Source organism: Pseudarthrobacter sp. HLT1-7 (assembly GCF_059383435.1).
The window spans coordinates 125,887-147,683 of the sequence record NZ_JBWZCH010000004.1; the positions used below are offsets into that span (position 1 = coordinate 125,887).

General features: G+C 67.0%; 24 protein-coding genes and 1 pseudogene. 17 read left to right on the plus strand and 8 right to left on the minus strand.

The window, feature by feature from the left end:
• Nucleotides 1-124: 124 nt before the first annotated feature.
• Nucleotides 125-898 (plus strand): DeoR/GlpR family DNA-binding transcription regulator, encoded by a 774-nt coding sequence (locus tag AC50X6_RS05485; RefSeq protein WP_494965249.1) that lies wholly within the window; start codon nucleotides 125-127, stop codon nucleotides 896-898.
• Nucleotides 895-2,082, plus strand: coding sequence for an MFS transporter (locus AC50X6_RS05490; RefSeq protein ID WP_494965250.1), 1,188 nt, complete (start codon nucleotides 895-897; stop codon nucleotides 2,080-2,082). The genes AC50X6_RS05485 and AC50X6_RS05490 overlap by 4 nt, the downstream gene beginning before the upstream one ends.
• Here AC50X6_RS05490 and AC50X6_RS05495 read toward each other — a convergent pair.
• On the minus strand, nucleotides 2,015-2,731 hold the full coding sequence (locus AC50X6_RS05495) for a phosphatase PAP2 family protein (protein WP_494965251.1): 717 nt from the start codon (nucleotides 2,729-2,731) through the stop codon (nucleotides 2,015-2,017). The two genes, AC50X6_RS05490 and AC50X6_RS05495, sit on opposite strands and share 68 nt — an antisense overlap.
• A 118-nt stretch (nucleotides 2,732-2,849) precedes the next feature.
• Here AC50X6_RS05495 and AC50X6_RS05500 point away from each other — a divergent pair, with 118 nt between their 5' ends.
• From AC50X6_RS05500 to AC50X6_RS05530, 7 genes and pseudogenes are all read left to right on the plus strand, one after another.
• The gene (locus AC50X6_RS05500) at nucleotides 2,850-4,346 is read left to right on the plus strand and encodes a bifunctional phosphatase PAP2/diacylglycerol kinase family protein (protein ID WP_494965252.1); all 1,497 of its coding nucleotides are present in this window, start codon (nucleotides 2,850-2,852) and stop codon (nucleotides 4,344-4,346) included.
• 130 nt (nucleotides 4,347-4,476) lie between these two features.
• Nucleotides 4,477-5,421, plus strand: coding sequence for an ABC transporter ATP-binding protein (locus AC50X6_RS05505; protein ID WP_326967046.1), 945 nt, complete (start codon nucleotides 4,477-4,479; stop codon nucleotides 5,419-5,421).
• Nucleotides 5,422-5,424: 3 nt separating this feature from the next.
• Nucleotides 5,425-6,321 carry an ABC transporter permease gene (locus AC50X6_RS05510; RefSeq protein ID WP_494965253.1) on the plus strand — a complete coding sequence of 299 codons (897 nt, stop codon included), beginning with the start codon at nucleotides 5,425-5,427 and terminating at the stop codon, nucleotides 6,319-6,321.
• Between the two features lie 30 nt (nucleotides 6,322-6,351).
• A complete protein-coding gene (locus tag AC50X6_RS05515) occupies nucleotides 6,352-7,701 on the plus strand; it encodes a sensor histidine kinase (protein ID WP_494965254.1) in 1,350 nt (449 codons plus the stop codon).
• On the plus strand, nucleotides 7,698-8,432 hold the full coding sequence (locus tag AC50X6_RS05520) for a response regulator (RefSeq protein ID WP_494965255.1): 735 nt from the start codon (nucleotides 7,698-7,700) through the stop codon (nucleotides 8,430-8,432). The genes AC50X6_RS05515 and AC50X6_RS05520 overlap by 4 nt, the downstream gene beginning before the upstream one ends.
• A gap of 76 nt (nucleotides 8,433-8,508) precedes the next feature.
• A pseudogene (locus tag AC50X6_RS05525) lies at nucleotides 8,509-8,628 on the plus strand (3,4-dioxygenase subunit beta); the annotation flags it as partial.
• Between the two features lie 22 nt (nucleotides 8,629-8,650).
• A complete protein-coding gene (locus AC50X6_RS05530) occupies nucleotides 8,651-9,988 on the plus strand; it encodes a M18 family aminopeptidase (protein WP_494965256.1) in 1,338 nt (445 codons plus the stop codon).
• Nucleotides 9,989-10,016: 28 nt separating this feature from the next.
• On the opposite strand, the gene AC50X6_RS05535 is transcribed toward AC50X6_RS05530, so the two are convergent.
• Nucleotides 10,017-10,700: a DUF1345 domain-containing protein gene (locus AC50X6_RS05535; RefSeq protein ID WP_494965257.1), complete on the minus strand. Its 684-nt coding sequence runs from the start codon at nucleotides 10,698-10,700 to the stop codon at nucleotides 10,017-10,019.
• Between the two features lie 279 nt (nucleotides 10,701-10,979).
• On the opposite strand from AC50X6_RS05535, the gene rpsF reads away from it, so the two are divergent.
• The 4 genes from rpsF (at nucleotide 10,980) to rplI (ending at nucleotide 12,756) form a co-directional block, all read left to right on the plus strand.
• Nucleotides 10,980-11,285: a 30S ribosomal protein S6 gene (gene rpsF / locus AC50X6_RS05540; RefSeq protein ID WP_326967052.1), complete on the plus strand. Its 306-nt coding sequence runs from the start codon at nucleotides 10,980-10,982 to the stop codon at nucleotides 11,283-11,285.
• A gap of 56 nt (nucleotides 11,286-11,341) precedes the next feature.
• Nucleotides 11,342-11,920, plus strand: coding sequence for a single-stranded DNA-binding protein (locus AC50X6_RS05545; protein WP_494965258.1), 579 nt, complete (start codon nucleotides 11,342-11,344; stop codon nucleotides 11,918-11,920).
• A 126-nt stretch (nucleotides 11,921-12,046) separates the two neighbouring features.
• Nucleotides 12,047-12,286 (plus strand): 30S ribosomal protein S18, encoded by a 240-nt coding sequence (gene rpsR / locus AC50X6_RS05550; RefSeq protein WP_003800144.1) that lies wholly within the window; start codon nucleotides 12,047-12,049, stop codon nucleotides 12,284-12,286.
• Nucleotides 12,287-12,303: 17 nt separating this feature from the next.
• Nucleotides 12,304-12,756, plus strand: coding sequence for a 50S ribosomal protein L9 (gene rplI / locus AC50X6_RS05555; RefSeq protein WP_326967054.1), 453 nt, complete (start codon nucleotides 12,304-12,306; stop codon nucleotides 12,754-12,756).
• Nucleotides 12,757-12,926: 170 nt separating this feature from the next.
• Here rplI and AC50X6_RS05560 read toward each other — a convergent pair whose 3' ends face one another.
• Nucleotides 12,927-13,361 carry a DUF1801 domain-containing protein gene (locus AC50X6_RS05560; RefSeq protein ID WP_494965259.1) on the minus strand — a complete coding sequence of 145 codons (435 nt, stop codon included), beginning with the start codon at nucleotides 13,359-13,361 and terminating at the stop codon, nucleotides 12,927-12,929.
• A 149-nt stretch (nucleotides 13,362-13,510) separates the two neighbouring features.
• Here AC50X6_RS05560 and AC50X6_RS05565 point away from each other — a divergent pair, with 149 nt between their 5' ends.
• Nucleotides 13,511-14,137: an FMN reductase gene (locus tag AC50X6_RS05565; protein WP_494965260.1), complete on the plus strand. Its 627-nt coding sequence runs from the start codon at nucleotides 13,511-13,513 to the stop codon at nucleotides 14,135-14,137.
• A 26-nt stretch (nucleotides 14,138-14,163) separates the two neighbouring features.
• On the opposite strand, the gene AC50X6_RS05570 is transcribed toward AC50X6_RS05565, so the two are convergent.
• Nucleotides 14,164-14,580, minus strand: a complete 417-nt coding sequence (locus AC50X6_RS05570) for a DUF1761 domain-containing protein (RefSeq protein WP_494965261.1) — start codon at nucleotides 14,578-14,580, stop codon at nucleotides 14,164-14,166.
• A 6-nt stretch (nucleotides 14,581-14,586) separates the two neighbouring features.
• Nucleotides 14,587-14,997 carry a DUF6157 family protein gene (locus tag AC50X6_RS05575; RefSeq protein ID WP_494965262.1) on the minus strand — a complete coding sequence of 137 codons (411 nt, stop codon included), beginning with the start codon at nucleotides 14,995-14,997 and terminating at the stop codon, nucleotides 14,587-14,589.
• Nucleotides 14,998-15,107: 110 nt separating this feature from the next.
• Here AC50X6_RS05575 and AC50X6_RS05580 point away from each other — a divergent pair, with 110 nt between their 5' ends.
• Nucleotides 15,108-15,977, plus strand: coding sequence for a helix-turn-helix domain-containing protein (locus AC50X6_RS05580; protein WP_494965263.1), 870 nt, complete (start codon nucleotides 15,108-15,110; stop codon nucleotides 15,975-15,977).
• 165 nt (nucleotides 15,978-16,142) lie between these two features.
• Here the strand turns inward: AC50X6_RS05580 and AC50X6_RS05585 are convergent, their stop codons facing one another.
• Together AC50X6_RS05585 and AC50X6_RS05590 are read right to left on the minus strand one after the other, a co-directional pair.
• Nucleotides 16,143-16,733, minus strand: a complete 591-nt coding sequence (locus AC50X6_RS05585; RefSeq protein ID WP_494965264.1) for a hypothetical protein — start codon at nucleotides 16,731-16,733, stop codon at nucleotides 16,143-16,145.
• A 4-nt stretch (nucleotides 16,734-16,737) separates the two neighbouring features.
• Nucleotides 16,738-17,205: a hypothetical protein gene (locus tag AC50X6_RS05590; protein WP_494965265.1), complete on the minus strand. Its 468-nt coding sequence runs from the start codon at nucleotides 17,203-17,205 to the stop codon at nucleotides 16,738-16,740.
• Between the two features lie 682 nt (nucleotides 17,206-17,887).
• On the opposite strand from AC50X6_RS05590, the gene dnaB reads away from it, so the two are divergent.
• Nucleotides 17,888-19,267 (plus strand): replicative DNA helicase, encoded by a 1,380-nt coding sequence (gene dnaB / locus AC50X6_RS05595; RefSeq protein WP_494965266.1) that lies wholly within the window; start codon nucleotides 17,888-17,890, stop codon nucleotides 19,265-19,267.
• Between the two features lie 82 nt (nucleotides 19,268-19,349).
• Here dnaB and AC50X6_RS05600 read toward each other — a convergent pair whose 3' ends face one another.
• The gene (locus AC50X6_RS05600; RefSeq protein WP_494965267.1) at nucleotides 19,350-20,324 is read right to left on the minus strand and encodes an acyl-CoA thioesterase; all 975 of its coding nucleotides are present in this window, start codon (nucleotides 20,322-20,324) and stop codon (nucleotides 19,350-19,352) included.
• An 83-nt stretch (nucleotides 20,325-20,407) separates the two neighbouring features.
• On the opposite strand from AC50X6_RS05600, the gene AC50X6_RS05605 reads away from it, so the two are divergent.
• Nucleotides 20,408-21,763, plus strand: a complete 1,356-nt coding sequence (locus AC50X6_RS05605) for an MATE family efflux transporter (protein WP_494965268.1) — start codon at nucleotides 20,408-20,410, stop codon at nucleotides 21,761-21,763.
• The last annotated feature ends 34 nt before the right edge of the window (nucleotides 21,764-21,797 follow it).

A 21,797-nucleotide genomic window follows, 5' to 3' on the forward strand; every position in this document is an offset into this window, starting at 1 on the left:
ACTTAGCGCCCATTCCCGAGGGGATTATGGGCGCTAAGTGACCCCGCGTTGCTCTTTGGCTGGACTGATGGACTTCATTTGCGCAGGAAATGATTAAATATGCAGAATTCGTTAGCATATGACTATGAGTACTGATGAGCGGCACCGCCTGATCGGCGAGTTGCTTCGCAGCCGGGAGCACATGACTGTGGACGAACTCATGACGGAATGCGGCGCCTCGGGTGCCACCATCCGGCGCGACCTTGACGTTCTGGCACTGCACGGCGTGCTGCGGAGAGTCCACGGCGGGGCCGTGAGCCTGCTGCTGCGGGGAGAGAACCCGGAGTACAGGCAGCGCGAACTGGAGGACCACGCCGTCAAGGTGCGGATTGCTGCCGGGGTAGCGGCAATGCTCACGGACCGGGGGCACCTCTGGCTGGACAGCGGCACCACGGCCACGGAGATCGCCCGCCAGCTGCGGCGGCGGGAGATGACGATCATGCCGATGTCATTGCGGGCCGCCAGCGCTCTGACCGCAGATGACGCCCCGGCCGGGCGCCGCCCCGAGTTGTTGCTTCCCGGCGGGAGCCTGATTCCCGGCGAACTGTCCTTCCGCGGACCGATGGCGGAAGCCAATATCCGCTCGCTCCGCTTCGACACCGCCGTGGTCACGCCCTGCGCCCTGAACCTCCGGGACGGGCTGCTGGCCCACGACCTCGACGACGCCGCCGTGAAGCGCGCCGGGCTCGAATCCGCGGGCAGGGTGATCGTCGCCTGCTCCGGATCCAAATGGAACGCCAGCGCCGTCGCGCTCGTCGCGGCCCTCGAGGCCGTGGACGTCCTCGTCACGGACAGGGTCCTCAGCCCCAACGAACTTACCCAGCTCGCCCAACACTCGGTGGAAGCAGTGATCGTATGACCATGACGGCAACCCGCCCGCAGCTCAAGGCCGCTGCTGCGGCAACCTTCCTGATTTTCGGGATCAACGGGCTCGTGTTCGCCAGTTGGGCGGCCCGGATCCCGGCGGTAACGGACATCCTGCACATTACTTCCGGCCAGATGGGGACACTGCTGCTGTGCGTGGCGGTCGGTTCGCTGATCGCCCTACCGTCGGCAGGGCTCGTGGTGGGCAGGATCGGGACGGCAAACACCGTACGCGCCGCCGGACTCGCCGCAGCGGCCGCCGGAGTCGGCATCGCCCTGGCCCTGCTGGCCGAATCGGTTCCCGGGACGGCCGTCGCACTGTTCTTCTTCGGCATCGGCATCGGGCTGTGGGACGTGGCCCAGAACATCGAGGGGGCCGACGTCGAGCACAGGCTCGGGCGCACCATCATGCCCCAGTTTCACGCCGCGTTCAGCGGCGGCGCCTTCCTTGGCGCGCTGATCGGCGCTGGCCTGTCCAGTCTCGGCGTCGGGCTGCCGGCGCACCTGCTGGTGATAGCCGCCGTCGTCGCCGTGCTGACCACGCTGGCCCCGCGCTACTTCCTGCCGCACATTGCGGCACCTGTTCCGCCGGCCGGGGAAGCGAAGCCGGCGAAAGGCCCCTCGGCCTGGCGCGACGGGCGCACCCTGCTGATCGGGATGGTGGTCCTGGGCGCCACACTGACAGAAGGCGCCGGGAACGACTGGATCGCCAAGGCCTCCGTGGACGGGCTGGGCGCCTCACAGTCCACGGGCGCGCTGCTGTTCGCCGCCTTCGTCCTGGCGATGACGGCCACGCGCTTCTTTGGCGGTCGCGCGATTGACGCTTATGGCCGCGTGGCGGTGCTCCGTGCCAGCATGGCAGCCGCCGCCGCAGGGCTCGCGCTCTTTGTACTCGCGGGCAACATCTGGCTGGCCACGGCCGGTGCTGTGCTCTGGGGGGCGGGAGCCGCCCTGGCATTCCCGGTCGGTATGTCCGCCGCCGCGGACGACCCCAGGCACGCCGCCGCCCGGGTGGCAGTGGTCTCGACGGTAGGTTACGTCGCGTTCCTGGCCGGACCGCCGCTGTTGGGTTACCTCGGCGACGTGACCGGAATCCGGCTGGCCCTGCTGGCTATTGGAGTCCCGATTCTGGGGGCGCTGCTGCTCGCCGGCGCCGCGAAGCCCTTGCGCGCCAGGTAAGCAGCCGCCGCGCGTCTCCATTCTCCTGAATGCATATGTCCCGGTAGAACAACCACAGCAGGAATACCACGGGCACAGCCAGGCACACGCTGCCCACGGTATCCGTCAGCCAATGGGCGGACAGATATGTGCGGCTGGCCATCATGGCCAGGACCCCGGCGGCCGCGAGCACCCAGACCCAGGCCCGGCCCGTGAGTATCGCCACCACCAGCACGAAGGCTGTTGTGGTGGCCACGTGGCCCGAAGGAAAGGATCCGGTGTCGGTCAGCACGATGGTGTTGGACGGCCGGTCCCGGAGGATGCCCGCCTTGAGGATTTGGGTCAGGATCAGGACGGTGATGCCGGCCGCGGCGCCGAAGACCGCGGCTTGCGGGCGTCTCCTCAGCAACAGGGCCACGACGAGCAGTCCGTGGAGCACCAGCACGCCCCGGTAGCCGGCCAGGTTCAGGAAGGCATTGATACCGTCCCAGAATGGACTGCGCAGGGACGCCATCCAGCCGGCCCAGCCCTCATCCGGCCCCTGGAATGGCGGATGTGCGACGTCGGTCAGCAGCAGGCCGGCGAGAATCACGCCGACCGTCAGCAGTACGGTGCTGACCGCAGTGATGCGGCTAGCCGGCAGCCGCTGAGGATCCAGCACTCGGGTCATCGACTCATCCTAGCCAACCGGACGCCCCGACGGGCTGAACCCTGCTGACACGGGATCCTCCGGCGCTTCCGCCCCTGTCCGACAGTGTGCGCGCCGGCACCGGCAGTAAGGTGGTCGGATGCGAAGCATGCTGAGGAAAGCGCCGGGACGGCTGCGGAGACTCGACCGGAAACTGATGCGGGCCGTGTCCGCGCTCCCGGGCGGACACCATGACAAGTTCTTCCGGCAGCTGTCCGCGGCTGCGAACAACGGAAAACTCTGGCTTGGCACTGCCGGAATCATGGCGATGTTCCCCGGGAAGGTCCGCCGCGCGGCCGTTCACGGACTCCTTGCACAGGGCCTGGCCTCGGGTGTCACCAACCTTGGGTTCAAGACCCTGCTCCCCCGTGCCCGTCCGCTCCCGGAACACCTTCCGGCCTTCCGGTTTGTCCATCCCCAGCCGACCAGTTCCTCGATGCCCTCGGGCCACTCCGCCTCGGCCGCGGCGTTCGCCCTCGGCGTCGGGCTCGTGCGCCCGGGGCTGGGTGCCGCGCTGGCCCCGGTCGCTGCCGGTGTGGCCTACTCCCGGGTGCACACGGGAGCCCATTGGCCCTCCGACGTGCTGTTCGGCTCGGCGATCGGAGCGGGAGCCGCCCTCGTGACGCGGACGTGGTGGCCCGCCCGGCCGCCCTTCCCGGAAACCCGGCGGACCGCCGTACGGGCCGCGGAACTGCCCGCGGGTCAGGGCCTGGGCATCGCCGTGAACACCCTCGGCGGCTCCTACGCCGCGGAGACAGCGGCCGCCCTTCAGAAAGTATTCCCTAAGGCGTATATACGGGAAATCGCGAAGGATAAGGACATCGATGCCGACATCGCCGCGGTGGCCACACGACCGGACATCCTGGCCCTGGGCGTCTGGGGCGGAGACGGAACGGTGGGTACGGCAGCTGCGGCCGCCGTCGAACTCTCCCTCCCGCTGCTGGTGCTGCCCGGCGGCACACTGAACCATTTCGCCCGGGACGCCGGAATCCCCAGCCTTGAGGCCGCCGTCGACGCCGCGTCCCGCGGCGAGGCGGCCCGGGCCGACGTTGGACACGTCGTGGTGGAGCGCGGCCTTCCCGACAGTCCCGAGCGGGTGCACCTGACCATGCTCAACACCGCGAGCATCGGCCTCTACCCGAACCTGGTCCGCCGCCGGGAACTCCTCCAGCCCGCACTGGGCAAGCCGCTGGCCGGCGTCGTCGCGATGCTCCGGACCTTCGCCGCCGGAACACCCACCACCCTGATTGTCGACGGGGTGCGGCACAAACTTTGGATTATGTACATCGGCCGCGGGCGCTACTACCCGCGCGACCACGCCCCGCTGGTCCGCCCGGTCCTGGACGACGGGGTCTTTGACCTTCGGATGATCACGGCAGACGAATCGTTCGCCCGGCTGCGCCTGCTGTGGTCCGTGCTGACCGGAACCGTCGCCACGTCCCGGATCACCCACCTCAGCGAATCCAGTACGATCCGGGTGGAACCGGGCGGCACCACCATGGTCCTGGCGGTGGACGGGGAGGTCATGCCGGGGGTCCGCGCCGTCGAGTTCACGGTGAAGCCGGGCGCCTTGACGTACTACTCGCCGGCATCCTGACAGCCGCCCTGTCATCCTTGGGGACTACCCTGAACCGACCCTGAATCATCCCTGAGACCGGCGAAATCCGCCCGCTGGCTCGGTAGCGTGGTGCGTACACACTCCCACTGCTACGCAAAGGAACGCGTTCATGATCGAAGCACGAGGCCTGACCAAGGTTTACGGCGACAAGACCGCCGTTGCCGGCGTCAATTTCACCGTCCAGGCCGGCCGGGTCACCGGCTTCCTGGGACCCAACGGAGCCGGCAAATCCACCACCATGCGCATGATTATGGGACTGGACCGCCCGACGTCGGGCTCTGTCACCGTCAACGGTGCCGCGCTCGCCCGGCACGCCGCGCCGTTGCGCGACGTCGGCGCCCTACTGGATGCCAAGGCCGTCCACACCAGCCGCTCAGCCTACAACCACCTGCTGGCCATGGCCGCCACGCACAGCATCCCGAAGAAGCGCGTGAACGAGGTCATCGAGATGACCGGCCTGGCCGAGGTGGCCAAGAAGAAGGTGGGCGGCTTTTCGCTCGGGATGGGCCAGCGGCTGGGAATCGCCGCGGCGCTGCTGGGCGATCCGCAGACCATCATCCTGGACGAGCCGGTCAACGGCCTCGATCCGGAAGGCGTGGTCTGGGTCCGCAACCTCGTCAAGTATCTGGCCTCCGAGGGACGCACCGTGTTCCTCTCCAGCCATCTCATGAGCGAGATGGCCGTCACCGCCGATCACCTGATCGTGATCGGCCGCGGCCGGATCATCGCCGATGCCCCGATCCAGGACATCATCAACGGCAAGGGCCAGAGCCGCACCCGCGTCCGCACCGATCAGCCGGACCAACTGATGCAGTTGCTGGCCGGCACCGGCATCTCGGTGGAACTGCAGGACCACGAACTCCTGGAGGTCAAGGGCCTCGACCCGCGCGAGATTGCCCGGGCGGCCTTCGAAAGCCGCGTCATGATTTACGAACTCACCCCGCTTCAGGCCAGCCTCGAGGAGGCCTACATGGAACTGACCAAGGATGAGGTCGAATACCACTCGCTGATCACCACGGGAGCCGCTGCTCCCGTCACCTCCGGAGGCAACTAAGCCATGAGCTCAACCACCCTCGACCCCGTCCCCTCCAGCCGGGGAGCCCACTCGGGCGCCAAGGCCACTCTGGCCGGCGACGGCACCAGCACCGGCCCGGGCCCCGGCTTCTTCCGGGTCCTGAATTCCGAATTCATCAAGTTCCGCACCCTGCTCTCCACGCTGATCCTGCTTGGCTCCACCGCGCTGGTGATGGTGGGCTTCGGCGCACTCTCCGCCTGGGGAACCGGTCAGTTCGCCGAGGCTGCCACCCAGGACCCGGAGGCGGCCGCCGCGTTCGCCGCCCAGGGCGGGGAGCTCGCCGTCAGCGTCCCCACCTCCGGCATCGTCTTCGCCCAGCTGATCCTTGGCTCGCTCGGCGTGCTGCTGATGAGTTCGGAGTTCACCACCGGGATGGCCCGTTCCACGTTTGCGGCGGTGCCCAGGCGGACGCCCGCATTCATCGCGAAGCTGCTGGTGGTTACCGTGACCGCGTTTGCTGTCACCACGGTCTCCGTGTACCTGGCCGGCCTGGTGGCGCTGCCAATCCTGGACAACTACAACCTCAAGCTGGACCTCGCCAGCTCCCAGTCGGTCAAACTGCTGCTGGTCAGCAGCCTCTACGTCGCAGCCGTCGCTGCAATCGGCATGGCGCTGGGTGCCCTGATCCGGAACTCCGCGGGCGGCATCATGAGCCTGGTGGCCCTGTTCTTCGTGGCGCCGATCGCCTTCCAGCTCATTCCGGGCGACTTCTTCGTGGAAGCCCGGAAGTACCTGCCCGGCAACACGGTAGAGCCGATGACTGCTGCGCAGCACGCCGCGGAGACCCTGGAAGCCTGGCAGGCAGCCCTGGTCCTTGGCGCCTGGGTGCTCATCCCGGTGGTCCTCGCCGGTGTCCTGCTCAAAAGGCGCGACGTCTAAGCCGGCGGGCCCGCCGTCTAGGCTCAGAGCATGATCCATGCAGTATCAGTGACGGACGCGGCAGCCGGCCAGGCTGACGCGTCCTTCGCGGAAATCACCGCCCGAAGGCGGGGCCGGCTCCGGCGCTACCTGTTCCAGCACCCGCGGGTCACGGACGCCATCGTCGTCTTCGTCTATGTCCTCCTTGCCACCCCCACCGCGGTGGAAGCAGTGACCGACGGCGCTTGGCCGGCCGCCGCGCTGCTGGCGGCGGTTGCCGCGGCCCTTCTCTTCCGCCGGAGCCACCCGGTCCCGGTGGTGGCGGCAGTCACCATGCTGGAAGTGGCCGTCACCCTGCTCCATCCCTGGGGCTCCAACGTCTCCGCGGGACTCTGGTTCGCGCTGTACGCCGTGGCCGTGGTCCGCACGCGGCGTTTCGCCCTGATCGCCCTGGCGCTGTCCACGGCGCCGCTGGCGCTGTTGTATTTCCTCGCAGCCGGAGGCCCGCTGGACGGCCGGCTGCCGGACACCTCCGCCCGCACCCCGGAGAACTTCCAGCTCATCGCGAGCCTCGCGGTTGGCATCGTTATCACCCTGTCCAACGTCATCGCCACGGTTATCGGCATCTCGGTCCGGCAGCGGCGGGAGCACGAACTTGAGATCGCCGCCTGGGCCGCGAGAGCGGCGCAGCTTGGCTCGGTCAACGAACGGAACCGGATCGCCCGGGAAATGCACGACGTCGTGGCGCATTCGCTCACGGTCATGATCAGCCTCTCCGACGGTGCCGCCGTCGTGGTGAAGAAGGATCCGCAGCGGGCCGCCGAGGTACTCGGCGAACTGTCCCGCACCGGACGTGCCGCCTTGGCGGACATGCGGCGTGTGCTCGGAGTGCTGCGCGATGAGTCCGCCGCCGGCCACGCGCCGAGGGAACCGCTGGTGGCCGGCGGCAACCTGGCCAAGCTGTTGGACGGATTCCGCACCGCGGGTCTGCCGCTGCACTACACGCACACGGGCCAGGCGCTGCCCGATGAGGCCGCGTTCCAGCTGACCGTCTACCGGATCGTGCAGGAATCGCTGACCAATGTGCTGCGCTACGGCCGGTCGCTGGGCCGGGTCGACGTGGCGATTTCCCGGGACGGCGATACCGTCACCATCGACGTGGCCGACGACGGCAAGGGGACCATGGGTGCCGGTGGCTTCGGCCCCGGCGGCTTCGGCCCCCCGGCGGCCGGGACACAGGACCCGCAGGGACCCGTGTGGCGGCCGGGGGCCGGCCAGGGCCTTCCCGGGATGAGGGAGCGCGCCCGCATCTACGCCGGCACTGTGGAGGCCGGGCGCAGGATCGACGACGGCTGGCGCGTGCACGCCGTCCTGAACTGCAACGGCAAGGGGAAACAATGAGCGAGACCGCACGGATCCGCATCCTGCTGGTGGACGACCAGCCGCTCCTGCGGATGGGGTTCCGTCTGATCCTGGAGGGGGAGGATGACCTGTGCATCGTGGGCGAGGCATCCGACGGCGCCGAGGCGGTGCGCCGCGTCCGGGCGCTCACGCCGGACGTCGTGCTGATGGATGTGCGGATGCCGGTACTGGACGGGATCGAAGCCACGCGGGCCATTACCACCGCCGGTTCGGCCGCCAGAATCATCATCCTCACCACCTTCGACCTCGACGAATACGCCTTCGCCGGGCTCCGGGCCGGGGCCTCGGCCTTCCTGCTCAAGGACGTGGCGCCGGCCGAGCTGATCAGCGCCGTCCGGGTGGTGGCCAGCGGCGACGCCGTCGTGGCCCCGCGCGTGACGCGGCGGCTGCTGGAAACATATGTCCGGGGAACGCGCCCGGGTGCGGGCGGTGCGGGCGACGCCGGCGGTCTTGGGACCCCGGGACCCGCGGCCCGGGCGGTCACGGACCCGCTGCTCGAGGACCTCACCCCGCGGGAGACCGAGATGCTCGGGGCGATGGCCGAGGCACTCTCCAACGCCGAGATTGCCCACCGGTACTTCCTTTCCGAAGCCACCGTCAAAACGCATGTGCGCAGGATCCTCGCGAAGCTCCATCTGCGCGACCGGGTCCAGGCCGTTGTGTACGCCTACGAAACCGGCCTCGTGGTGCCAAGCAACCCGGACTACTGATTTAGTGGGCTCCGGCACATATCAGATTGCCCCTGAGGTACCTGTTTGTGCCCCACGCAGCCGGTGCGAAGAACTTCCCCGGACCACGCTGAAATCGGACAACGCCTTCGGCAACGACGGCGGGATCTACCAGCTCGCCACGATGGCCGGATCGACGTCCGGGGGCTACACGGCCGGGCTCAAGGTCAGCGTGTAGGCGCGGCGCTAGACTCGGTGCCATGCCAACACATTCCACTGCCGCAGACCACATCCAGGACCTCGGCGCGTATGTCACCGCCTCGCCGTCGAGCTTCCACGCGGTGCACGAGGCCGCCCGTCGGCTGGATGCGGCGGGCTTCACCGGCCTGGACGAGCTGCAGCCCTGGGACGGCGCCGCCTCTGCCGAGCCCGGCACCGCCGGCAAGTTTTACATCATCCGGGACGGCGCCCTCATCGCCTGGGTGATGCCCGGGACGGCCGGCCCCACCACGGGTTTCAACATCCTGGGCGCGCATACGGATTCGCCGTCCTTCAAGCTCAAGCCCAGGCCCACCACCGGAAAGTTCGGCTGGCTGCAGGCCGGCGTCGAGGTCTACGGCGGCCCGCTGCTGAACTCCTGGCTGGACCGCGAACTCCAACTAGCCGGTCGCCTCGTGATGCTGGACGGCACGCAGCACCTCACCGCCACCGGGCCGCTGCTGCGCTTCCCGCAGTTGGCCATCCACCTGGACCGCGCCGTGAACGAGGGGCTCGCCCTCGACAAGCAGCAGCACATGAACCCCGTCTACGGCCTCGGCGATCCCGCCGGTGAAGACCTGCTGGCACTGCTCGCCGTCCGGGTCACGGGGACAAACCTCAACCCTGCGCAGATCGGTGGCTACGACGTCGTTATCGCGGACACCCAGGCGCCCGCCGTCTTCGGGGCCAGGGGCGAGTTCTTCGCCTCCGGCCGGCTGGACAACCTCTCGGCGACGCACGCCGGACTCACCGCACTGATCGCCCACGGTTCGAGCCCGCTGCCGGAGGGTGCCCCGGCCAATGCCCCGATCGCCGTGCTCGCGGCCTTCGACCATGAGGAAATCGGCTCCGCCTCCCGCTCGGGCGCCAGCGGCCCCATCCTCGAGGATGTTCTGGTCCGCATCTCCGACGGACTGGGTGCCTCGGTGAGCCAGCGGCGGCAGGCCTTCGCGGCGTCGTTCTGTGTCTCAGCCGACGCCGGCCACGCGGTGCACCCGAACTACGCCGAGCGGCACGACCCGGCGAACAGGCCGGCCCTGAACGGCGGGCCGCTGCTGAAGATCAACGCCAACCAGCGCTACGCCACGGACGCTACGGGCGCCGCGCTCTGGGCCCGGCTGTGCACCGACGCGGGTATCCCCTACCAGGAGTTCGTCTCCAACAACGTGATGCCGTGCGGCTCCACGATCGGCCCGCTGACCGCTACCCGGTTGGGTATCCGCACGGTCGACGTCGGCGTGCCCCTGCTCTCCATGCACTCCGCGCGCGAGCTGTGCGGCGTCGAGGACCCGCACCGGCTCGCGCTGGTGACCGAACAGTTTTTCCGGACAGAGGCCTAAGTCTTCAGGACATACCTGGCCGGCCGGATTAGAAGGCGAGACCGATGACGAGGTTGAGCGTGGCGGCCAGGATGATTGTCCCGAACAGGTACGACAGCAGGCTGTGCTTGAGGGCTTCGGCGCGGATGCCGTGGTTCTGCAGGGCCGTGTCTGAAACCTGGTAGGTCATGCCCAGGCTCGTGGCCAGGTAGGCGAAGTCGGTGTACTGCGGCGGACGGCTCTGGTTGAAGTCGATGCCGCCCACCCCGGAGCCGGCCTTCCGGCCCGTGTTGTAGTACAGCTCCGCGTAGCGCAGGGTGAAAAGCGTCTGGACCAGTATCCAGGACAGTGCCACCGAGACCAGCGCGAGCAGCCCGCCGCCGAGCCGGGACACGGCGTCGGCGTTGTTGTGGGAGTCGACGACGACGGCCGCCACCGCCGCGAGGCTGGCGACGTTCGCGGCCAGGATCAGCAGATCCGTGGTGCCCCGGGCCGGATCCTCCGCCGTGGCGTGGGATTGTGTTTCCGCCGGATCCAGCCGCCCGATAACCAGCCAGACCCAGGCCGTGTAGGTCAGCGAAGCGCCGCACCAGCCGATCGCCGGGGCCTGGACCCAGCGGCCGGCCAGACCGGCCGCCGCCGCTGCCAGAAGTCCGCCCAGCAGCATGATGGCGAAGCGCAGCCGGCTCCTCCGGGTGCGCACGGAACGTCGGGACGGGGAGCCTGTAGTCATTCCTTGATCATGGCATGCCGCCGGGATCCGCCCCGCCGGGATCCGCCCCGCCGGGGCGGTTATCCACAGGGAGGCCGGCTACGCTTCCGGGACCCGACGGCTGCGCCTACGCTGGACCAGGATGGAATCGCGGAATCCGTTCCCGATGCACTAAGCTATTGGAGTCTGTGCTGCGCCCTGCCCCCGTTTCTGGGGGTGTAGCGGGCACAAGGCACCGCAAATGAACCTCCTGTTACGGAAATGCCGTAACCGCTTAGCCCAAAGGAGGTGGGTTCACATATGCGTCCTTACGAATTGATGGTAATCATCGACCCCGAGGTCGAAGAGCGTACCGTCGAGCCAACGCTTCAGAAGTTCCTGAGTGTCATCACCACCGATGGTGGAACCATCGAAAAGGTTGACATCTGGGGCCGTCGTCGCCTGGCTTACGAAATCCAGAAGAAGTCTGAAGGTATCTACGCCGTGGTGAACTTCACCGCTGAGCCGGCTACCGCCAAGGAACTTGACCGCCAGCTGAGTCTCAATGAGACCATCATGCGCACCAAGATCACCCGCCCCGAAGTACAGAAAGTTGTTGCTGAATAACTTCAGCTCCAGATTTTCACTCTTCATCCCCGCAGGAACGCATAAGGAGGCAGTAGATGGCAGGCGAAACCACTATTACGGTCGTAGGTAATCTCACCAATGACCCCGAACTGAGGTTCACACCGTCAGGTTCGGCAGTAGCGAATTTCACCATCGCTTCTACGCCCCGTACCTTCGATCGCCAGTCCAATGAGTGGAAGGACGGGGAAACCCTGTTCCTCCGCGCGTCGGTATGGCGTGAGGCAGCCGAAAACGTCGCCGAGTCCCTGACCAAGGGCATGCGCGTGATCGTTTCCGGCCGCTTGAAGAGCCGTACCTACGAAACCAAGGAAGGCGAGAAGCGCACCGTTATGGAGCTCGAGGTCGATGAAATCGGCCCGAGCCTGCGCTACGCCAACGCCAAGGTCAACCGCACCCAGCGCTCAGGCGGTGGGGGGGCTGGCAACGGTGCCCAGGGTGGCTTCGGCGGCGGCAACAGCGGCGGTGGCTCTGGTGGAAACCAGGGCGGCAACTCCGGCGGAACCTGGGGCGGCAACCAGCCCGCGGCAGCGCAGGATGACCCTTGGGCTACGCCCGGTGTCAGCAATGCGGGCGGCGGCTGGGGCAACGGCCCCGATTCCGAACCTCCCTTTTAAACAACATTTAAGGTTCGACGCCGGGACCCGCCGGGACGCCGCAAGGCGGCCGGGTGCAGACCTGCGTTGGATCACCACCATCCCGTGGATCAATATCCACGGGCTCCATCGAATAGGAGCTCCACGATGGCTAAGGCTGAACTCCGTAAGCCCAAACCAAAGTCCAACCCCTTGAAGGCCGCTGACATCACTGTCATCGACTACAAGGACGTAGCATTGCTGCGCAAGTTCATCTCCGACCGCGGAAAGATCCGCGCCCGTCGCGTCACCGGCGTCACGGTGCAGGAACAGCGCAAGATCGCCCAGGCAATCAAGAACGCCCGCGAAGTTGCTCTGCTGCCTTACTCCGGCGCTGGCCGCGGCTAAGGAAGGGATTAACTAACATGGCAAAGCTCATTCTGACCCACGAAGTAACCGGTCTCGGTGCTGCAGGCGATGTTGTCGAGGTCAAGGACGGTTACGCACGTAACTACCTGCTGCCCCGCAACTTCGCCCTGACCTGGTCCAAGGGTGGCGAGAAGCAGGTTGAGTCCATCAAGGCTGCCCGCGTTGCCCGCGAGCACGCTTCCCTGGAAGACGCTCAGAAGCAGGCCGCCGCGCTCTCCGCCAAGCCGGTCAAGCTGTTGGTCAAGGCTGGCGAGACCGGACGCCTGTTCGGCACCGTCAAGCAGGCCGACGTGGCCGATGCTGTTGAGGCCGCTGGTCTCGGCAAGATCGACAAGCGCAAGGTTGAACTGCCGGCTCACATCAAGTCGGTTGGTTCCTACCAGGCCAACGTCCGTCTGCACGACGACGTTGCCGCTGTGATCGAACTCGACGTAGTCGCAGGCAAGTAGCCCTTACCGGCTGCGCAGTCCTGAACTGCCGGGAGGCCCCCGCCTCCGGATTCCTCAAAGGATCCGGACGCGGGGGCCATCTGCTTTAACCCAACGCGGGGTCACTTCGCGCCCATTGTGGGCGGCGCCATGGGCGCGAAGTGACCCCGCGTTGTTTCATGTGGGCGGGACTAGCCGCGGTTCAGAACCGTGGTCACGTGCCGGTAGCCGGTCCGGATCAACTCGGTGAGCACCGTCTCGTCAACGTCGTCGAGCTTGTTGACGTAGAGGCAGCCCGCGCCTGTTCTGTGCTTCCCCAGCCGCGCGAGCAGTCCCGCCGACTCCGGAGCGTAGGTGAGGCCGTAGAGTGACAGGCTGGCCTTCCGTGGGGAGAAGCCGACCGCCGGTGCGTCGCCTTCGCGCCCGGTCTCGTACTTGAAGTGGTATCGGCCGAAGCCCACAATCGTCGGGTCCCACATCTCGGCCGGTCGGCCCGTCACCTCTGCCATCAGCGTCAGCAACCGGAGTCCGTCCCGGCGTCGGACAGGATGCTCGACGGCGGCAAGGTATGCGTCCACGGATGCACCGGTCGCTGCAGTTTTGTTCTCGGTCTTGTTTTCAGCCATGAGGGCAGTCTGGCAGAACGGAGGGCCCCTGTCAGCGTCTTCGGGACGCCACGACGCCGGGGGAATAAACCGAGCGGATCACCGCTTGCATAGGTAGATGCAAACGCATGTATGTGCGTAGCTGACCTCGAACCAATCTAGGAGCACCCGTGGAAACCCGCCGCATCACCGTTCTCTCCGCCGGACTCGGCGTCCCGTCGTCGAGCCGCCTGCTGGCGGACCAGCTGGCTTCCGCGGCCGAACGCCGGCTCGCGGCGGAGGGCAGCGCCGTCGATATCGAGGTGGTGGAACTTCGGGATCTGGCCGTGGACATCGCCAACAACTTCGTGACCGGCTATGCGGGCCCGCGGCTGGCCGAAGCGATCGCCGGCGTCGAGTCATCCGACGGGATCATCGCCGTCAGCCCCGTCTTCAGCGCCTCCTACAGCGGGCTGTTCAAGTCCTTCATCGATGTCCTGGATCCGCACTCCCTCGACGGCAAGGCCGTCCTGCTCGGGGCCACCGCGGGCACAGACCGGCACCAGATGGTGCTGGACTTCGCGATGCGGCCGCTGTTCACCTACCTGCGCACCCGGATCGCCGCCACCGCGGTGTTTGCAGGCCCCCAAGACTGGGGAAACAGTGACGGCGGCGGTTCTCCGCTCTCGTCCCGGATCGACCGGGCGGCGGGGGAGTTCGCCGGACTGCTGCAGGGCCCGCAGCCGCAACAGAAGCCGGCAACCCTGGCGTCGCTGCCGTTCGAGGTGTTACTAGCCGGGATCTCGGGCCGGCGGTAGCACCAGCGGCCGCCGGCTACACGGGGTCACCTCATAGCCACGATGATCACGGAGACGATAATGGATCCCACAACGTGGTAGCCACCCGTCACTGCCGCGAACAAAAACGGCCTTGGGTTGTTAGGCGTGATGGCGCCGTTGAGAGAGGCGCTTGCGGCGTAGCCGATGCCGACGATGCCGCCGAGCAGCAGCGCGTCCGGTAGTTGTTGCAGCTCGAGCGCGTTGGCCAGCAGGGCGGTGGCCACCGCGACGAGCAGGCTGCAGATGAGCGGCACGACGTAGTAGCTTATCGTGAAGCGCTGGTTCTTCGTTCTGCGGAAGCCAAGCGAGGCGTCCCAGGCCTTTCCGAAGAGAGGCGTGAACCACAGGGCCCCGAGCAGGTAGGAGGCCAGGGTGGCGAGGGCGACACTGAGCCAGTTGAGGTGGGCGAGCCCGTCGATCATGGTCGTTCACGCCCGCCGTGTACGCAGTGCCTTGACGTGCTTAAGCGAATCGTTCCCGCATAGCGCCTGATACTCGCTTGAGTCAAGGGCGACCAGCGCGATGCGGCCCGCGTGATCATGATGGATTCCCCATCCGTAGCGCTTTCCCAGTGGTGAGGAGCGGAGGCCGGCCTGGTCCTTCGCGAAGAAGAGCGCCCGCCGGGCCGGTTTTTCTGCGTCCGGGATACCGTGCCGTACCGCGAAGACCTCGAAGAGGACGTCGTCGGAGGTGAATTCGAACGGATGACGTGTGATGAGTTCGTGCTGGAGCGCTGCAACGGACTTGCTCGTGCCCGGGGAAGGCGGGTGCTCTGCGACTGCAGTCGGGCAGTCGTCCGCTACCTCTATAAAGGTGTTGATGTAGTTCGTCGTTGTCACGTCTCTCTCCAACGGTTGAGGGTACTGACCGTGCTGGCCCGGAACACCATCATCAGTCCGCGAAGGACCGCCCGTCTTGAAGAAAACCGACATGAGTCACAATTAGCCGTATGACCGCCACCGCCAACAACACGGGTCGCCAGCGTCCGATCCAGCCCGGCGAGCGTTCCGGCGTCCTATACCCGCAGAATCTAAAGCGGTATGGAGCAGGCTGGTTCGATCCGGACCCGGCGGTAAGTGCCGTCGTCGACCAGTACTGGCACGCCCAATGGAGCCTGCCAGCGGGTGAATCCATTGAACAACGCATTATCGACCTGCCAGCGGTCACTCTGACGGCCGAAGAGGGCAACGTTCCGGCGCCGCTCGTCGTGACCGGCCTGCAGAGTCGGGCGTGGAAGCGCCGGATCAGCGGGGCGGGGTCGGTGTTCGCGATCCGTCTGCGGCCTGCCGGCCTCGCCGTCCTGAGCGATCTGAGCCCGCAGGAGATTGCCGACCGAACACTTCCACTCACGCCAAAGCTTGACCCGCGCCTGTCCCGTCTTCTCAGTCATATCGCCGACGCCGGGATGCCGGAAGCCCGCGCGCGGCTCGCCGACAGGGCGATTGGCGCACTAGTCGACGCGCGGCCTCCCGGGCAGGAGCTCCTGCTGGCAAACGCAGTCATGACCGAATTGTTATCGCGGATCCGCTCAAGGTCCGGTGCGTCCGTCGCCGACGCCTTTGGGGTGAGTGAGCGCACCATCCAGCGCGCCCTGCGGTCGACGCTGGGGCACGGACCCAAATGGGTGAGCCGGCGCATTCGGCTCCAGGAGGTCGCCCGGGCACTCGCGTCCGAAGGTGCTGACAACCTGGCCGCGCTGGCGACGGAACTTGGCTACGGCGATCAGGCGCACCTCACCAGTGACTTCCGAAATGCGGCAGGGATCACGCCGGCAGCATACGTCCGATCCCTTCGTTCCGGCGCCGGTAATTCACAATGACGTGGCCCGGTCGCCGGGAGCGACTGCAGAAACAGGATAGTCACTCCGCGTCCTCGGACGGAGACCCGCACCGGGTGGCGGACCATTCGTCGAAAAGGCTGCCGGCTGCGGTACGGCGGCGGGCTGCCCAGTCAGCAACCCGCGCTTGGCGGCGCCGCCCGTGGCTCAGTCGTCCAGCAGGGCGATGAACTCCCGGGCCTGTTTGAGGGAGATTTCCGAGTGGCGGGTCAGCGCCATTGCGGCCGCCTCGGCGTCGCCGCTCCTGGCCAGCGTCCGGATCCTGCCGTAGATCTCGTCGTTGAGCATGTTGCTGCTGACCTCACGGGTGACATCGCCTTTGCTGGCGATAGCGCGGTAGCGATAGGCGAAGCGCTGCGGGGCATCGTCTTCGTCGTCGCCGGGCGCCTGTTCGGGGGCTGCAGGCCGGAAGGGCTGCGGATGGGCCGCCAGCGCACCGACGGCGTCGCGGGAGGCCCGCAGGCCGTCGCCGGTGGCCTCGAGGTAGAGCTTGATCGCGGCCATGGCCTGCCCCTGTGCGATCAGCGCGTACAGGCGCCGGTGCTGCTCTTGGTTGAGCCTCGCCGCGGCCGAGCGGGCAAGCCTAACCGGGTCGCGGACCGGCTGGGGCGGCGCGTCAGGCCGGGACGGCGCGTCGGGCCGGGACGGTGCACGACGGCGGCCAAGGGCCCGCACGGCCAGCAGAACGCCGGCGCCGACGAGCGCGAGTATCAGGACGGGGACGATCAGGGATTCCATGAAACTAGAGCCGATCTACATATTTCTTGGCGGTCAAAAGATCCGAATGCGTCGCTTGGCGCAACAATTTGATGGCCTGGATCTTCTTGCCGCTCCGGGCCATCGACTGAAGCTGCAGGGCAAACTGCGGGTTAAGCTGGCCGCCGGGCAAAATCGGACCCTGATAGCCGGGTTGTCCCACGGCCGGGGCGGAGCCGGTCTGGGCGCGCAGCGCTGCTCTGGCATGATCGGCCTGCTGTGATTGCTGCTGCTCGTTCTGGCTGGGACGGGTGGCGGCGTCCACCCGGGCCCGCGCGGCGGTGGCGGCCTGCACCTGCGCCGTGTAGTGGGCCTGGGAGCGGACCGCCAGCTCCTGCTGATAGCGGTCGGCGTCGGACAGACCAAAATCGCGGGGTCTGAGAGCCGTGGCAAACGCCCAGAGGACTGCCGCCAGGATGAGGGCAGGCAGTATGACTAACAAGACATCGCCCATGGGTAGAGCTTAGGCCAGATCCCCGCTATCCACAGCATATTCGGACCGGCGTATACAGCGCGCCCCACGGTGCCGCCAATTCGGGGTTTTCCGGTGAGGCCCATCACTGAATGTGCATATTTGACCCCAAATGTGGCCTCGTCTTCCGTCCAGTATCCCCAGCTATAGCCCACAAACTGTGGATGAAGCTTTGCCAAAATAGTTCTGTGTCCACAAGGTGAAGTCTCTGTTTTCGCAGGTCAGGAGCATATGCGTGGTCAAACTATTTTTTTATCCACAGGTGTTCCCACAGGCTGTGCACAAGCTGGAGCCGGTAGTGCACACTTTATCCACAGGGTTGGTGCCCGGTCGGGTTGGTGCCAGCCCGATCGACGGCTACCGTAGCTGGAGATCGACCCGTGGATCCGGACGATCCCGGGATCGTTACATGATGCGAGTCGATCAGGTTCCCGGCAGCCAGTGGACCTGCTCCAGAATCCTGAGCTGTGGAATACCCGCAGCTCAGGGCTGCAGGCAAACCGTCGGAGCCCGCTGATAGGACTAGGACAGTCGGAATTCGCGGAGATGGGCGTCATACGGCCATCGACTCCGGACGCTCGAAGGGCTCCGGCACCACGGCGCACGGCTCACACGTCGCCCGCGAACGGACATCCGCCGCGGCACACAATGGAGGACGGCAGTTTTGTCAGTTACGCATCTGGACTCAGTCGAGGGCGCGAGGGGATCCGAAGGCAGCCGCAAGCCGCCGCAGGATATCCCCGCGGAGCAATCCGTTCTTGGCGGCATGATGCTGTCCAAGGACGCCATTGCCGACGTCGTCGAAATCCTGCGTGGCCAGGACTTTTACCGTCCGGCCCACGAGACGATCTACGAGGCCATCATCGACCTCTACGGCCGCGGCGAACCCGCCGATGCCGTCACCGTCTCGGATGAACTGACCAAGCGGGGCGAGATCAACCGCATTGGCGGCCCCGCCTACCTGCACGAGCTGATCCAGACGGTCCCGACAGCAGCGAACGCCGGCTATTACGCTGAAATCGTCGGCGAGCGGGCAGTGCTGCGCCGCCTCGTCAACGCCGGCACCAAGATCGTCCAGCTCGGCTATGGCGCCGATGGCGAAGTCGAGGACCTGGTCAACCAGGCGCAGGCCGAGATTTACGCCGTGGCCGAACGCCGCACCGCCGAGGATTACGTTGTCCTCAAGGACGTCATGGAATCCGCTGTCGACGAGATCGAGGCCTCCGGCCACCGCGGCGAGGGGCTGACGGGTGTGCCCACCGGCTTCTACGAACTGGATGAGCTGACCCATGGCCTGCACCCGGGGCAGATGATTGTCATCGCGGCCCGCCCGGCCGTCGGTAAGTCCACCTTCGCCCTGGACTTCGCGCGTTCCGCCGCGATCAAGAACAACCTCGCCACCGTCATGTTCTCCCTGGAAATGGGCCGGAACGAGATCGCCATGCGCCTGCTGTCCGCCGAGGCCACGATCGGCCTCCAGGACCTCCGCAAGGGCACCATCGAGGACGAACAGTGGTCCAAGATCGCCACCACCATGGGCCGGATGAACGACGCCCCGCTGTTCATCGATGACAGCCCCAACATGTCGCTGATGGAAATCCGCGCCAAGTGCCGCCGCCTTAAGCAGCAGCACGACCTCAAACTCGTGATCCTCGACTACCTCCAGCTGATGAGCTCGGGCAAGAAGGTGGAATCGCGCCAGCAGGAAGTTTCCGAATTCTCGCGTGCGCTGAAGCTGCTCGCCAAAGAACTGCAGGTTCCGGTGATTGCTCTCTCGCAGCTGAACCGTGGCTCCGAGCAGCGCCAGGACAAGCGCCCGATGGTCTCGGACCTTCGTGAATCAGGGTCCATCGAGCAGGACGCGGACATGGTTATCCTGCTGCACCGTGAAGACGTCTATGACAAGGAATCGCCGCGCGCCGGCGAGGCGGACATCCTCATTGCCAAACACCGCAACGGTCCCACGAAGGACATAGTGGTGGCGTTCCAGGGCCACTACTCGAGGTTTGCGAACATGGCGGCCGACGCCGGTGGCGGCTTCTAAGCGCCGACCAGCGGCAGGCCGCTTCCGGCCAGCGCCGACCGCTTCCGACCAGCGGCAGGCCGCTTCAGGCCGCTTCCGGCCGTTACTGGCCACCCGCCCGCAGCAGGTGGTTGGGCAGCCTGTTCCCGGGTGCCCTTCCGCGGATCTCCAGCAGCTCACGGGCATGGGCGTGCAGCCGTTTGTCCTCCCCGGATACCGGAACCCATTGCGGGATCGGGACGGAGGTGCCATGTTCGTCGCGGGCTACCATAACCGTCAGGCAGTAAGTCGTGAGGTTCAGTTCGCGTCCCTTGGGATCCCCCGAGCGGACATGTACCGCAATGTGCATACCTTTGGTGCCGGTGTAGACCAGCCGCGCCTCCACCTCCACCACATGTCCGATCAGCAAGGGCCGGTAGAACCGGACCCCGCCGGAGAAGACGGCCACCGTGTCCATCCCGCAGTAGCGCGAGGCGCAGACGTAGGCCGCTTCGTCGATCCACTTCATGACGATGCCGCCGTGCACCTTACCGCCCCAGTTCACATCCGTGGGGGCCGCCATAAACCGGAGAATCACCTTCTCGGCGGTGCCCGCGCCGGTATATTCCTGTCCGTTCATGGCCTGGACGATGTCCTCGCGCACCCTGATCCGGGCCAGCGCATGGTCCCGTTGTTCGATTGCTTCCGGCGTTGTTGGCATAAACGGCGGCACCGGATTGGGTTTACCGTCCCCGCCGACGGCCACGAAGATCACCATGCACTGGCTGCGCATCGTCGCCGGGCCGCCCCTGGGGTCGCCCGAGGACACCACGGTGCGGATGTGCATCGAGGACCGGCCCGTGTAAACGATCGTGGCCTCGACTTCCACCATGTCCCCGCTGTTGACCGGATGCGCGAAGTGGATGTTGCCCACATAGGCCGTCACGCAATAGGACTTCGCCCAGCCGACGGCGGCGGCGTAGGCCGCCTTGTCCACCCACTCGAGCACGGTGCCGGCGTCGACCGAACCGCTATGGCCAACGTCGGTAGGCGCCGCAAGGAATCGCAGGGTCACGGCATTGCCGGCAGTCTTACTCATGCAAGTGAGTGTACTAACGGGCTGCGAAAACGCGGGTGGGAGCGGAAGCCGTTCAGCGCCGGCAGGGCCGTTAGGGTAGACCCGTGCCCACCCCCGCCCCGACTCCCGCCACCCTCCCGTCCCCGGCAGGCCGCAGGCGGGAAATCCTGCGCCTTGCGGTTCCGGCGTTCGGAGCCCTGATCGCCGAACCGATGTTCCTCCTCGCGGATTCGGCGATCGTGGGCCACCTCGGCGTGGCCCAGCTCGCCGGCGTTGGTCTGGCCTCCGCGGTGCTGCATACGGCGGTGGGACTCATGGTCTTCCTCGCTTACTCCACCACCCCGGCTGTGGCGCGGGCGATCGGCAACGGCCAGCTGCCCAAGGCCCTCGCGGCCGGGCGCGACGGCGTCTGGCTGGCACTGCTGCTGGGGCTCGTCCTGGCCGCTGCCGGCCTTTTTGCCGCCGAACCGCTTCTGGAGCTGATGGGGGCCCGGGATGAGGTGCGGATCTTCGCGGTGGACTACCTGCGCTGGTCCATGCCGGGACTCGTCGCGATGCTGCTGATCTTCGCGGGCACCGGGGTTTTGCGCGGTCTGCAGGACACCCGGACGCCGCTGGTGGTTGCCGCCGCCGGCTTCACGCTGAATATCGTGCTGAACCTCGTCCTGGTCTACGGGCTGCAGCTCTCCGTCACCGGCTCCGCGATCGGCACCAGCATCGCGCAGTGGGCCATGGCCCTGGTCTACGTGCTGACGGTCCGGCGCAAGGCCCGCACCCACGGCGTCTCCCTGCGGCCGGACTGGCGTGGCGTCCGGGCCCTGACCAGGGTGGGCTCCTGGCTGATGCTGCGCACGCTGAGCCTGCGCATCGGGATCCTCGCCACGGTCGTGGTGGTCACGGCGCAGGGGCCCGTAAACCTGGCGGCCCACCAGCTGGCGATGACCGTCTTTACGCTCCTGGCGTTCGCCCTGGACGCCCTGGCCATTGCGGCCCAGGCCCTGATCGGCAAGGAGCTTGGTGCGGCCCGCCCGGCCGCGGCACGCGAACTCACCGGCACCATGATCCGCTGGGGTCTCGGGTTTGGGGTGTTCACCGGGATCCTGCTGGCCGTCGCGGCGCCGTGGGCGGGACTGCTGTTCACGTCCGACGCCGAGGTCCGGGCGGCGCTCACGCTGGCGCTGTGGGCGCTTGCCGCCGGCCAGCCGATCGCCGGGTATGTTTTTGTCCTCGACGGTGTGCTGATCGGGGCAGGGGACGCGAAGTACCTGGCGATCGCCGGCGTCGTGAATCTGGCCTTATATCTGCCGCTGCTGCTGGCAGTCCGTTTCTCCGGGGTCGACGGCGGTGCGGGGCTGCTCTGGCTGTGGGCAGCCTTCTCGCTGGGGTACATGCTGGCGCGGGCGCTAACGCTCGGCCTCCGTGCGCGGACGGACCGATGGATGGTGCTCGGCGCGCACTGAGCCGTCCGGCCCGTCTGGCCCGTCCGGCCCGTCT